Origin of the sequence: Raoultibacter massiliensis, assembly GCF_900199545.1 — a bacterium.
In the GTDB taxonomy this organism is placed as follows: Bacteria; Actinomycetota; Coriobacteriia; order Coriobacteriales; family Eggerthellaceae; genus Raoultibacter; species Raoultibacter massiliensis.
This window is the reverse complement of sequence record NZ_LT962671.1, coordinates 2,320,979-2,332,983: the sequence shown is the minus strand read 5'-3', so window position 1 is coordinate 2,332,983 and position 12,005 is coordinate 2,320,979. Positions and strand designations below refer to the sequence as shown.

At 56.8% G+C, this 12,005-nt stretch carries 12 protein-coding genes; 8 read left to right on the top strand and 4 right to left on the bottom strand.

Annotated features, from left to right (window positions below; all coding sequences use genetic code 11):
• Positions 1–63: 63 nt before the first annotated feature.
• From C1719_RS14225 to C1719_RS14215, 3 genes are all read right to left on the bottom strand, one after another.
• The gene (locus tag C1719_RS14225) at positions 64–1,371 is read right to left on the bottom strand and encodes a trigger factor (protein ID WP_180963635.1); all 1,308 of its coding nucleotides are present in this window, start codon (positions 1,369–1,371) and stop codon (positions 64–66) included.
• Positions 1,372–1,550: 179 nt separating this feature from the next.
• Entirely contained in the window at positions 1,551–1,937 is a 387-nt protein-coding gene (locus C1719_RS14220; protein ID WP_245874554.1) for a type II toxin-antitoxin system VapC family toxin, read from the bottom strand.
• Entirely contained in the window at positions 1,910–2,176 is a 267-nt protein-coding gene (locus tag C1719_RS14215) for a type II toxin-antitoxin system RelB/DinJ family antitoxin (protein WP_102375701.1), read from the bottom strand. The genes C1719_RS14220 and C1719_RS14215 overlap by 28 nt, the downstream gene beginning before the upstream one ends.
• Positions 2,177–2,458: 282 nt before the next feature.
• Here C1719_RS14215 and C1719_RS14210 point away from each other — a divergent pair, with 282 nt between their 5' ends.
• Both C1719_RS14210 and C1719_RS14205 read left to right on the top strand, forming a co-directional pair.
• A complete protein-coding gene (locus C1719_RS14210) occupies positions 2,459–2,995 on the top strand; it encodes an AmiS/UreI family transporter (RefSeq protein ID WP_102375700.1) in 537 nt (178 codons plus the stop codon).
• A 126-nt stretch (positions 2,996–3,121) separates the two neighbouring features.
• Entirely contained in the window at positions 3,122–4,126 is a 1,005-nt protein-coding gene (locus C1719_RS14205; protein ID WP_102375699.1) for a formamidase, read from the top strand.
• A 292-nt stretch (positions 4,127–4,418) separates the two neighbouring features.
• On the opposite strand, the gene C1719_RS14200 is transcribed toward C1719_RS14205, so the two are convergent.
• Positions 4,419–5,222: a hypothetical protein gene (locus tag C1719_RS14200; RefSeq protein ID WP_102375698.1), complete on the bottom strand. Its 804-nt coding sequence runs from the start codon at positions 5,220–5,222 to the stop codon at positions 4,419–4,421.
• A 267-nt stretch (positions 5,223–5,489) separates the two neighbouring features.
• Between C1719_RS14200 and C1719_RS14195 the strand changes: the two genes are divergently transcribed.
• The 6 genes from C1719_RS14195 to C1719_RS14170 all read left to right on the top strand — a co-directional run bounded on the left by C1719_RS14195 (position 5,490) and on the right by C1719_RS14170 (position 12,005).
• On the top strand, positions 5,490–6,026 hold the full coding sequence (locus C1719_RS14195) for a glutathione peroxidase (protein WP_102375697.1): 537 nt from the start codon (positions 5,490–5,492) through the stop codon (positions 6,024–6,026).
• A 178-nt stretch (positions 6,027–6,204) separates the two neighbouring features.
• On the top strand, positions 6,205–7,161 hold the full coding sequence (gene nrfD / locus C1719_RS14190; protein WP_102375696.1) for an NrfD/PsrC family molybdoenzyme membrane anchor subunit: 957 nt from the start codon (positions 6,205–6,207) through the stop codon (positions 7,159–7,161).
• 16 nt (positions 7,162–7,177) lie between these two features.
• Positions 7,178–8,152 (top strand): slipin family protein, encoded by a 975-nt coding sequence (locus tag C1719_RS14185; RefSeq protein WP_245874553.1) that lies wholly within the window; start codon positions 7,178–7,180, stop codon positions 8,150–8,152.
• 63 nt (positions 8,153–8,215) lie between these two features.
• Entirely contained in the window at positions 8,216–8,608 is a 393-nt protein-coding gene (locus C1719_RS14180; protein ID WP_102375695.1) for a GntR family transcriptional regulator, read from the top strand.
• A 257-nt stretch (positions 8,609–8,865) separates the two neighbouring features.
• On the top strand, positions 8,866–11,382 hold the full coding sequence (locus C1719_RS14175; protein WP_102375694.1) for a molybdopterin-containing oxidoreductase family protein: 2,517 nt from the start codon (positions 8,866–8,868) through the stop codon (positions 11,380–11,382).
• Positions 11,382–12,005: a 4Fe-4S dicluster domain-containing protein gene (locus tag C1719_RS14170; RefSeq protein WP_180963634.1), complete on the top strand. Its 624-nt coding sequence runs from the start codon at positions 11,382–11,384 to the stop codon at positions 12,003–12,005. The genes C1719_RS14175 and C1719_RS14170 overlap by 1 nt, the downstream gene beginning before the upstream one ends.

Genomic DNA, 12,005 nt, shown 5'->3' with positions numbered 1-12,005 from the left:
GCGATGCAGGCCTCCGATGCGAATCTCAAATCCATCGGAGGCCTGTGCGCGTTGCGAGTGCGATCAGCTGATGTTCATAATGGAATGCTCGGTTACGTAGTCGTTTGCCTTCAGGCGGAGGGCTGACTGGCGAGCCTCTTGCATTCTGCCGTTTCGCTCGAAGTCAAGTCTGATCATGGCTTCGAGCCCCGGCGAAGCGGCAGCTTTGAAGTATTCGTCGAGATCGTTGTCGTCGACATCGAGGTCGAAATGCCGAGCTACGGCATCGAGAGCGAATTGTCTGACGAGTTGTTCGCGCACCTGGTTATCGAAGTGAGCCATGAGCTGCTGCTCGGTTACCCCCTGCTGTCGCAGAAAATCCTCTTTCGTCATATCTTGCTGGGCGAGCTGGTCTTCGAACGACTGTAGGATATCAGCGGTAACGGCATCGAACACGGCAGGTGGGATTTCGCCCTCGAAGCGCTTGACGAGCTCGTTGGCGCTTAGCAGGTTTTTGTAGTGGCGGTATTCGATCGACTTGCGTTCGAAGATCGCCTCGCGGGCGCTTTCCCGCAGGCCTTGCACCCCGTCGACGTCGGGCATGTTTTCGCGGATCCACGCGTCATCGAGGTTGGGCACAATCAGCTTCTGGACCTTTTTGGCGGTTACCGTCGAGGTATAGTGCTCGATTTCCGGCTCGTAGTTCTCATCGAGGGTGAAGCCCGGGTATTTGTACTCGATGGTTTTCGTTTCGCCGACGTTCATTTTCATGACCTGTTCGTCGAAATCGGGAGGCATCATATCCGCCCCCGTGGTGTAGGTGCGGCTCTCCGAACAAAGCTGATCACAGCGAACGCCGTCTTTGAACGTTTCGATTTCCAACTCGACGAGATCGCCCTTCCTGATTTCCGCATGGCTTGCGTCTTCTTCGAGGTAGGCGTGGCTTTGAGCGAGGGAATCGAGATAGCGTTCTATGTCTTGGTCGGTGACTTCGAGCGGAGGCACTGTTATATGGACGGGATCGTACGAGGAAAGCGAGAACGAAGGCTTGAGCGTGCAGAGTGCCTCGAAGGCGAAGTCGGCGTTGCGGGCGAGGGGGCCATGCGCGGTGAAGGAGGGCTTTCCGACTATCTCCACGTTGCTTCCTTCGGCGGCGAAGGGGAACGAATACCCCATGATTGATGCCCGTAGGCGTTCGCTAACTGCGGTTGCGCCGAGTTTCGCCGCGGATGCTTCTTCGAGGCTCTGGCCTTCTTCAGGCGTGATGTTGTTCTGGTAGGCCAAGGCTATGGTGAACTGGTCGATGAGCGTGTTTACGTCATCGGCCTTGATGGTGATGCTGAGGGTGGCATGATCGTCGTCGACGCGATCATAAACAGATTGCAGCTCCATATAACTACTCCTTCGCATAGGGTCGGCTTTTGCGGGCAGACCTCATGACCCGTATCGCACAAGCGACAGGTCTTGATACGGAATGTTTAGCCATCGGATGCTGTTTGTATCGGAAAAGATACAAGCCAAGTATACCACAGCAAGCGGGGTTTCGGATGGCAAATACGGCTTCAAACAGGCTAGATCATATTTTTCATCAGCGGTTTATCGAAGCTGACGATTTCGTGACTGTAAAGATGGTTGCGGGCGACGAGCAAGCAATCGATGTAGTCGAGCATGCTGGATCCGAACAGGCGCGTGGCGTAGCGGACGATGTCTTCTTCGCTGACGCGAATGTCGTCGAGGAGGTTGAGCATTGCTTCGCTTACGAGCGAGCGCGGAACGCCGTATACGTCTCTGAGGGTAACCGCCACACGTGCGAATATCTCTGGATACGAATAAGCGTGCCCCCCGGCGATAAGGCTTGCCGCCTGCTTTGCTTTTCTTTTGTCGTCATTGAGCAGGTAGCGTAGAATAACGCTCTCGTCGATGATTGTAATCATTTTTTGGCCAATGACGAGATCCATGCTTCGCGCTCCACTTCGCGCGATTGCGGTTTCGAGTACAGGTTCAGGAAACCGAAGGCCTCGTCGCCTCCCTTCTTTTCGAAGCTTTTGATCTGAAAAGGAAACTTTTGATCGAGCGTGCATTGCTTGAGGAAGATTCTGACCGCCTCGGAAAGGCTTGTTCCCATCGATTCGAATAAAACTTCCGATTCGGCCTTCAAATCGGCGTCGATCCTGACGTGCAAGATGGTTTCTTTCATAAAACCCCCTGTAAAATGTAAAAAACGTAACACAATTGTACTACATGCAATCCTTAATTTCATTTGCAAAAACGAGGTTTTCGCGCAGTGCATCACTGGCGCTCTTGATAGGCAAAATACCTGATCATAATGAGAAACAATTATATGAGCGCTTCACTATGATTTCCGACTCAAATCCTTGACAATTCACTGAGCGCCAATGTAATAATGGTCGGGCATCGGATGCACTGGTTATCAGAATTATCCAAATTCAATTTGAAATTGGGGGGAGGTGTAATCCGAATGACTTTAGGACTTGGTTTGCTCTACGTCGGTTGCGTTCTGTTTATGAATGGTGTGGGAACGCTTCAGAAGTGGGATCCAAAGGCCATGGCGGTCATGAATTTCTTTACCGGCGGTTTGCTCGTGGTGATCAACACTATCAATATCGCATGTACCGTCGTTGCGGTTGGCGCAGACGGCATTGGCGCCGACTTCTACGGAATTGCGACCAATATGCTGTTTGGTTTTACCTATCTGTTCGTGGGATGTACGAATCTGTTTAAACTCGACGGAAGGCCGCTTGCCTGGTACTGCCTGTTCGTTGCGGTAAACACGTTGCCGTGTGCGTACCTTTCGTTTGTAACGGCTGATCCGATCTTCGGGGTTATATGGCTTATCTGGGGAACTTTGTGGTTGGCTTACTGGTTCGCCGGCGCCGAAATGAAGATAACCCTTGGGCCGAAGTTCATCGGTTGGTACACCGTCGTTGTAGGAATTATCACATGCTGGGTTCCTGGATACATGCTTCTGGCAGATTGGTGGAAGTTCCTGTACTAAGCGCATGAGGGTAGGGTTTTTTGGGAGGGCGGAGTTCGTTCTCCCATACAAAGCGAAGGCGGGTGAAATCACTTGCCGAAACGTACGGCGAGGCGTGTCGCGTCGCCGAGATTGGAGGAAAGAATTATGGGCAGTATCGGAAGTATGAATAAACCTGAGAATGGCTTCCTGGCAGCACTGATTCAGTTCCCTGTGCCGATCGTCAACTCCCGGGCTGATATCGACAAACAGATTGAAAGCATCATTCGCACGCTCCATGCCACCAAGGCCGGTTATCCGGGCCTCGAGCTCATCGTGTTCCCCGAGTACAGCACCCAGGGCCTCAACACGGCCAAATGGCTGACTGAAGAATTCCTGTGCGACGTTCCCGGACCCGAGACCGAGGCGTTCGGCCAAGCTTGCAAGGAAGAGGGCATCTACGGCGTCTTCTCCATTATGGAGCGCAACCCCGATCCCGACAAGAATCCGTACAACACCGCTATCATCATCGATCCGAATGGCGAGATCTGCTTGAAGTATCGCAAGCTGTTCCCGTGGAATCCGATCGAGCCTTGGTATCCTGGCGATCTCGGTATGCCTGTGTGTGACGGACCTGCTGGTTCTAAGCTCGCCGTGTGCATTTGCCATGACGGTATGATCCCCGAGCTTGCCCGTGAAGCTGCCTATAAGGGTTGCAACGTGTACATCCGCATCTCCGGTTACAGCACGCAGGTTTGCGAGCAGTGGATCCTCACCAACCGCTCCAATGCGTGGCATAACCTTATGTACACGCTGGCTGTCAACCTTGCTGGTTACGATAACGTCTTCTACTACTTCGGCGAAGGCCAGATCACGAACTACGACGGTACCGTTCTCGTTCAGGGCCATCGCAATCCTTGGGAGATCGTCACCGGCGAAATCTTCCCCTGCCAGGCCGACCAGGCACGTCGTTCTTGGGGTCTTGAGAACAACATCTACAACCTTGGCCATCGCGGCTACGTCGCCCTCCCCGGTGGCGAAAGCGATGCCGGCCTTACCTGGGTCAAGGATCTTGCAGCCGGCAAGTATAAGCTTCCTTGGGAAGACGAGATGGATATCAAAGACGGTAGCATTTACGGTTATCCGACAACCGGCGGTCGCTTCGGCAAGTAAGCGGCGTTTCGCGGCATAAAGGGTTTTCGGCATCGAATCGGTGCAAGGGAAATGCTTACGGGTGGTCGCTCGAACCGGGCGACCACCCTTTCTTCGTCAACCAGGCACGTTCGGACGAGAGGCGTTTGCGAGGGATAAACGTTTCCCGATCACGGGCTCCTTTTGATATCGGACGCCCCTCGGCGGCAAGCGTCTTACCATCTCAGACGTTTTCTGACCGTCGACGCACACGATGAGGCACATCACCCTATTCGGCCTTCACAACGGCGTGCGCCTCCAGCGACAGGGCGTCTTATTTCACTTCGATCGTGGGAATGATCTCGCTGACGGCGTTTTCCCAGTCGACTTGGGTTTCGAACTGCGTGCCGTCGGCCTGGGCGGGCTGGATGATCTTCTCGGCGGGAACGGTCCCGAGGGTTTGCAGGTCGATTAGCTCATCGGCAACGGATTCGTCGAGCAGGTCTGCATGCCAGCCCTCAGGTGTCGCTTCGGGCAGGTTGATATCGAAGACGATCCATGCGAAGTTCGTCATCCAGAGTTCTGCACGTTTTCCGTTGCCGAGTTCCTTGCTGAACACCAGAGCCGTATCGGGATTGTCTTCTGCCGCAGGGGTTGTGGAGCTTGCCTCGGTGCTGCTTTCGATGGCAGGGGAGGAGGCATCTACTATCTTCATGGTTACGAGGCTCGCTTCGGGAAAGCCGTTTGCGTAAACCGAAGCGCTTCCATCGTCGCCGTAGACGATGTTCACGCGATTGCTCCAGTACGACGGCAGGTCGAACACGAACAGATCGGTGCTTACGCGATCTCGCGCAGCCGGAGTTGATCTCTGTTCGGTTTTCCAGTCGATGCTGCCTGTCTTTTGAGCGGATTCGCTTGCTTCCTGCCGTATCAGCTCGGAATGTTCGGCGTTTTTCGCCGAAGCGGCCTCCTGAAGGGCGAAGTAATCGAATCCGTGCGAATCGAACGGGGTGGCGTGGGAGGTTGGCGGTTTGGTGAGCGAAATCGTGAAAATGAGGATTGCGATGACGGCGGCTGCGATGATGCAGGATACGACGACTCCTCGTACGGTGTTGGCGGGCCTTTGGTTCTCTGCCATGGTTATCGACTCCTTCGTGCTGTGCTCGAGGCGTCCCAGGGGCGCTTCAGATAGGTAAGATAGTAAGAGTATATCGAGCGAAGAGAGCTGTGGCATTGGATACGGGCATTCGTTTCGCTCGTGCAAGCAGGCGGTAAACAAGCTGTTTTATGCACCCGTATGCCCTTCCGGTTTCGAGCGGGCAACAAAACAGGACGGATTGCGTCAAAGCGGTTATGTTGGTGGCAAGAAAACATATAGCTCGTTCGAACCAGAAGGAGAACGATCATGAACGTACATGACTTTACCGTAAAAGGATCCAAGGGCGATGCCGAAGACCTCTCCCAATACGATGGAAAAGTGCTGCTCATCGTGAATACGGCGACGAAGTGCGGACTCACGCCGCAGTACGAGCAGCTCGAAGCGATCTACGAAAAGTACCGCGATCGCGGGTTCGAAATCCTCGACTTTCCGTCGAATCAGTTCCTCAAGCAGGCTCCCGGCACCGATGAGGAGATCAGCGATTTCTGCACGCTCAACTATGGCACCACGTTTCCACGGTTTGCCAAAGTCGATGTGAACGGCAAAGATGCCGAGCCTCTGTTCGCTTGGCTCAAGGAGCAGCTCCCCGACGAGCATGCCGATGAGGAAGCGAAATCCTTCGCTAAGAAGGTTAAGGCGCTCCTGCCGTTTTCCAAGAAGGGCGATATCACGTGGAACTTCGGCAAATTCCTGATCGATCGCGAAGGCAATCCGGTTGCTCGCTACGCCCCGGCCTATGCACCCGAAAAACTCGAAGCGGATATCGAGAAGCTTCTCGACTAGGACGTTCTCCCGCCGGGCTTCGGAATCGAGCTCTTCTTGCTTCGCGCCTGCGCCCGCAACGCTCTGCGATGCTGCTATAATGCTCTGTCGAGTTGCATTGCGAAGGCAACAGGTGGGCGGAGGCTTTGGGTGGAATCACCGGAGGCTTCCTCATCAGGGGATTGGAACTCCGGACTGCATGTTCAACACGCTCATAATATGCTACCTTTTTTTGGGTGGAGCGGGCGCGGGAGCGCTTACCGTCATGGGGGCGCTTGAGTGCGCGAACGCCCGGTCCCGATTCGGCTACGAGATCTGCGCGGCCTCTTCGCCAGACCGCCGCGTTCGCATGCGGCAGGCCTTTACGCTGCCCGACGATTTTTTCACCCGAAGCTGGTCAATCTGCTTCATCGTGCTTGCAACGGGCATGCTGTGCCTTTTCGCTGATTTGGGCAGACCTGACAGGATCATCAATTTGCTCGCAACGCCGACCCCCTCTGCCATTACCGTTGGTGCCTATGCCCTGGTGTGCTCGCTTGTCTGCTCGGGCGCGTTCGCGCTGTTGGCTTTGTTCGAGACTCCGCACATCCCGCCTTTGGCTATCATCGTCCTTGGAGTTGTTTCCGTAGCGTCGGGAATTGCGACCATGACCTATACGGGCGTCCTGCTGCAAAGTATGGCGTCGATTCTGTTTTGGCAGACTCCCCTGCTCCCCGCCGTGTTCGTACTCTCATCGCTTTCCTGCGGTATCGCGCTGGTGCTGTTAGCCACCTCGTTCGTCGAAGCGCGCTACGCGTTCGTCAAGCCCATCGTGTGGCTTTGCCGCGTCGACAGCGTTGCCATTGCGTTCGAGGCCGTCTGCCTCGTAGGGCTTTTGGCTTGGGGCATGGCCGGCGAGGGAACGAGGCTTGCAGCCGAGTCCCTTATCGCAGGCGATATGCGTTGGCTGTTCTGGGCGGGGCTTGTTGTGGGCGGATTGGCGGTGCCGCTTGCGCTCGAGCGGTTCGTGACCCACGGCAACTACCGTACCCAGCTTCTCTGGATCAGCGCGTTCCTCCTTGCAGGCGGATTCGTATTAAGATACTGCATCGTCGGAACCGCCTCGTACGATGTGACCCAAATGCCCGAGCTCTTCTTTGGATTAGCTTCCCGATAAACGAAAGGCTGTAACCATGGGACGACGCAACCCCCGCATGATGAAGGACGCACCCTATGACGTTCGCGATAAGGAGGCCGAGGCCAGAGCGGCTACCTCGTACGTTCCCCGTAAATCGTCGCGAAACGGTGCGATCATCTTCAGCATCGCTGTATTCGTGGCCACGTGCGCGATCGTGCTCGGCGTGGCTTTCGTTGCGACGGGGGGCATTGGCGTTGGGGCGCTCATAGCCATGTTGCTTATTGCAGTGCTCGTGCTTTCTTCGACCCACATTGCTCTCAGCTGGGAAAAGGTGGTAGTACTTCGCTTCGGCAAGCTGAACCGCGTTGTGGGGCCCGGTCTGTACTTCACCATTCCCATCATCGAGCATGGCACCATCCGCGTCGACCAGCGCATCATCGCCACACCCTTCTATGCGGAAAAGACTCTCGCGGCCGATCTCGTCCCCGTGAACATTGATGCCGTGCTATTCTGGGTGGTGTGGGATGCGGAGAAGGCTTGCACCGAAGTCGAGGACTACTACGCCGCCGTATCATTCCTCGCGCAGACCGCCATGCGTGAGGCGGTGGGCCGTTCGACGGTCGCCGAGGTGGCTCTGCGCCGTGACCAGCTTGATCTGGAAATCAAGGAAGACATCGAGAAAGAGGCTGCCAGCTGGGGCGTCGACATCATATCGGTGAAGGTGCGCGACATTGTCATCCCCGATGAGCTGCAGGAGGTTATGTCGCTCGAGGCGCAGGCGGACCGCGAGAAGAACGCCCGTATGGCCGTGGTCGGCGTGGAGCGCGATCTGGCGGAGATGCTCTCCGAGGCTGCCGAGGTATACGGCGATCCCGATGCGGCGCTGAAGCTGCGCACTATGCTCATGCAGTACGAAACGGTGAAGAAGTCGAGTGGCACCGTCGTCACCGTACCGAGCGCTCTGAGCGACGGTTTTATCGGGGAGGCGGGGGAGAAGCAGGGTGCGCCTGCGCGTAGTCCCCGTGGATAATCTTTGTGCAAGTGAAAGGTCTGCTATCATGCATGCCAATCACTTCATCGAAAGACTGCCCTCATGAGTCCACTTGAATCATTCGAACTTGACTACAGCACCGGTCTTCCCGTTTGGATACAGGTAAAGAACCGCATTGCCTATCTGATCGGGTCGGGCGAATACAAAGCAGGTGACCGCCTGCCTACCGTGCGTGCTCTGGCAGTCGATCTCGACATCAGCTACAACACCGTGAACCGCGCGTACATGGATCTCGAGCGCGAGGGCTACATCACCACGCGAAAAGGGCGCGGCACATTCGTGGCGGAGCGCAACGACATCGGCGCGGCCCGCGCGACCGACAGCCCCGTCGAGCTTCTGATCGACGACATGATCAACGCGTGCTCCCATGCGGGGCTCAACGAGGACGATATCCTCGCGATGGTCAAGGCGCGGCTCGCGCATCGCAAGGTGTGAGTCACAGCCGCTTGTGCGGCGGAGTCGTCCGGAGAGTGCGGGCGTTTTATCCTTTATTTATCCTCAAAGTGGGATAATCTGTCATATTGATTGTCGCAATAGATTGCGATAAGGTGACAGCACAAGGATTTGGCCAATTCTTAAGAGGAGTATCAGGGGGATATCCTGAAGGATTGCGCGCGGGGGAGCTCGAAGAATTGGGTTTTCGCTGGACAGTCCAACAGAAGATATCCTGACACAATCTTTGAGGAGGAGAAATGTCAGGAGCGAACAGTCCGTACGGCGGACTTACTCGTAGAAGCTTTCTCAAAACCACCGCAGTTGTCGCAGGAGCGGCCACCGTTGTCGGGGGTGCGTCTTCGCTCACGGCGTTAGCGGAAACCTACAGCGCTGGACAGGTCGAAGCGGAAGGCGAGCAGATTTTCCGCGGTGTGTGCCGCCCGAACTGCTTCGGCTTTTGCCATGTCAACGTCCACGTTCGCGACGGCAGAGTGACGAAGACCTCTCGCGCGGAGTACAACGAGAAGTGCTACGACCGCATCTGCCAGCGCGGCCTTTCCCATGTTCATAGGATCTACGACCCCGATCGCGTGCAGTACCCCATGCGCCGCGCCGAAGGCACCGAGCGCGGCGCTGGTCAGTGGGAGCGTGTGAGCTGGGACGAGGCTCTCACCGAGATCGCCGACAAAATCAAAGCCATCCAGAGCCAGTACGGCGAGAGCGCCGTGGCGTTCCTCACTGCTTCGGGCAATCAAGCTGCTGGCATCACTGGCGCATACGGTCGCCTTCAGGCTCTTCTGAACGCCAGCAACATCGGCCCTTGCCTGGACATGGGCAGCTACTACGGAATGCAGGCGGTAGCCGGTCTCTATATCAGCCCCCTGATGGGCTTGCAGATGTGGGAGGGCAACGAGCCCACTGACGCTAAGAACGCGAACACCATCGTGGTGTGGGGCGCGAACATCACCGATGCTCAGGTGCAGAACTGGCATCTGGTCAAGGAGGCCATGCAGGGCGGCACCAAGCTGGTGGTCGTCGACCCTGTTTTCACGCAGATTGCGTCTAAGGCCGACAAGTGGATCCCCATTCGCCCCGGCAGTGACACGCTGTTGAAGTACGCTCTCATGAACATCGTTCTTGAGAAGGAAGCGCAGGATGTGGAGTACTTGCAGCAGCATACGGTTGCCCCGTTCCTGGTTCGCAGCGACACGGGCATGTTTGTGCGCCGCAGTGATACCGGCATCGAGCCCACTGCGACCGGCGAGGTGAACCCCACGACGGGCGAGGAGATCATGCTCGATCCGTACATGGTGCTGGTCGGCGGCGAGCTAGTTGAGGTGACCGGGGTCGTCGCCCCCGATCTCGAGGGCACCTACGAGCTCGATGGTGTGAAATGCCGCACCGCCTACGAACTGCTGAAAGAAGAGATCCTTTCGCATTCTCCCGAGGAAGTTTCCAAGTTGACCGAGGTTTCCGTCGAGGATATCTACGAGCTTGCCGACATCTGCATGGATACGCCGGTGTACCACTACGAGGGATACGGTCCGCAGGCGTACAACAATGGTGCGCACACCACCATGGCCGGCCTTACGCTCTGTGCCCTTCTGGGCAATCTGGGCAAGCCAGGTGCCTCGTACGGTGCGTTCTGGGGCGTCCATATGGGCGTCGGCTCCACCTACGGCACGCCAGAAGGCGCTGCGAGTACGGGCTTCACAATCCCCAGTGTCGACTTGAAAAACGTTGTGGAGCAGGGTCAGTTCGGCGGCAAGAAGGCCGACATAAAGATGCTGTGGATGTATTCGGCGAATCCGTTGAACACCCATACTGACACCTGCGCTTGGACCGACGTTATCATTCCTGCGATGGAATACGTTGTCGTAGCCGATTCGGCGATGACCGACTCTGCACGCTACGCCGACATGGTACTGCCCATCGCGCAGTGGTTCGAGCTTGAGGAAGTGGCGAACGCAGGACAGTGTTCTTCGCTGAACTACAACGAGAAGGCCATCGACCCCTTGTACGAAAGCAAGCCCGACACCCAGATTGTCTCCGAACTTGCCGAAAAGCTGGGGCTTGGAAAATACTTCACGCTGAGCAATGCGGAGATTCTCGACGAGGTGTTCAACACTCAGGTCGGCACCGCTCTCGGCATGGACATGAAGACCCTGCGCGAGAAGAAGCAGGTGCGCTTCATTCCCGGCGATGCCGAAACCGATCCGCATATCGCTTACAAGGACGGCGCGTTCGGAACCGCGTCGGGTCGCTTCGAGTTTTACCGCGAGATGCCCGTGGTGCGTGCGGCTACGACCAAGACGCCGACTCCCGAGGAGATCGAGCGCGACCGCATGCCCCATTGGTTCCCGCCGTTGGAGGCGTGGCCGGAAAACGAACTGTACTCGAAGTATCCGCTGGTCCTCATGAGCGAGCGTCCGCGCTACCGCGTCCATTCGCAGTGGTTCAACACGCCGCTTCTGCGCGAAATCGATCCCGAGCCCTTCGTGAAGATCAACCCCGCAGACGCCGAGGCGCGCGGCATCGTCGACGGCAGCTATGTCGAGTGCTTCAACGACCGGGGCACCGCTGTGGCTAAGGCGGTGTTCTCCGAGGCTATCCGTCCCGGCACGCTGCTTTATCCCAAGGGTTGGCAGCTCAACCAGCACAAATCGGGCGGCTGGTCGCTTTTGAGCTCCACCGAGTTCGACGTGTTTGCGGTAAACAACAACTTCATGGATGTGCTCTGCGACGTTCGCGTATGGGAAGGGAGTGACGAATAATGACACGTCTTGGTTTTGTCATCGATAAAAAGTCCTGCATTGCCTGCCATGCGTGCGCAGTAGCGTGCAAAGTGGAAAACAACCTGCCTGACGGCATCTGGTGGAACCGCATCCTCACCGAGGGCGGGGAGAACATGGACACGCCTGCGGGCACGTATCCCAACCTCACCATGGCCAACATCGCCGTGGGGTGCCAGCACTGCGACAACCCCGCATGCGTGAAGGTATGCCCCGTGGGTGCCACCTACCAGGATCCCGATACGGGCGCTGTGCGTCAGGACTACGACAAGTGCATCGGCTGCCGCATGTGCATGTCGGCCTGCCCCTACACGGGCGTGCGCTCGTTCAACTGGGAAGAGCCGAGCTACGCCATCGGCCAGGCTATGGGCGACGCCGATGTCCCCGTGCATCAGAAGCATGTGGTCGAGAAGTGCACGATGTGCTGGCACAGGCTGGCAAAGGGCCTCGAGCCCGCTTGCGTCGAGCCTTGCCCCGCCCGCGTGCGCTACTTCGGGGATTTCGACGATCCGAACTCCGAGGTGTCCAAGCTCATCCGCGAGCGCGAGTACACGAAGCTGCTCGACGAGCGCGGCACCAATCCGTCCGTTTACTACCTCGTTTAA

Coding starts and splice junctions, on each gene's coding strand:
- C1719_RS14225 (WP_180963635.1), bottom strand. CDS start 1,371: ATGGAGCTGCAATCTGTTTATGATCGCGTCGACGACGATCATGCCACC.
- C1719_RS14220 (WP_245874554.1), bottom strand. CDS start 1,937: ATGGATCTCGTCATTGGCCAAAAAATGATTACAATCATCGACGAGAGC.
- C1719_RS14215 (WP_102375701.1), bottom strand. CDS start 2,176: ATGAAAGAAACCATCTTGCACGTCAGGATCGACGCCGATTTGAAGGCC.
- C1719_RS14210 (WP_102375700.1), top strand. CDS start 2,459: ATGACTTTAGGACTTGGTTTGCTCTACGTCGGTTGCGTTCTGTTTATG.
- C1719_RS14205 (WP_102375699.1), top strand. CDS start 3,122: ATGGGCAGTATCGGAAGTATGAATAAACCTGAGAATGGCTTCCTGGCA.
- C1719_RS14200 (WP_102375698.1), bottom strand. CDS start 5,222: ATGGCAGAGAACCAAAGGCCCGCCAACACCGTACGAGGAGTCGTCGTA.
- C1719_RS14195 (WP_102375697.1), top strand. CDS start 5,490: ATGAACGTACATGACTTTACCGTAAAAGGATCCAAGGGCGATGCCGAA.
- nrfD (WP_102375696.1), top strand. CDS start 6,205: ATGTTCAACACGCTCATAATATGCTACCTTTTTTTGGGTGGAGCGGGC.
- C1719_RS14185 (WP_245874553.1), top strand. CDS start 7,178: ATGGGACGACGCAACCCCCGCATGATGAAGGACGCACCCTATGACGTT.
- C1719_RS14180 (WP_102375695.1), top strand. CDS start 8,216: ATGAGTCCACTTGAATCATTCGAACTTGACTACAGCACCGGTCTTCCC.
- C1719_RS14175 (WP_102375694.1), top strand. CDS start 8,866: ATGTCAGGAGCGAACAGTCCGTACGGCGGACTTACTCGTAGAAGCTTT.
- C1719_RS14170 (WP_180963634.1), top strand. CDS start 11,382: ATGACACGTCTTGGTTTTGTCATCGATAAAAAGTCCTGCATTGCCTGC.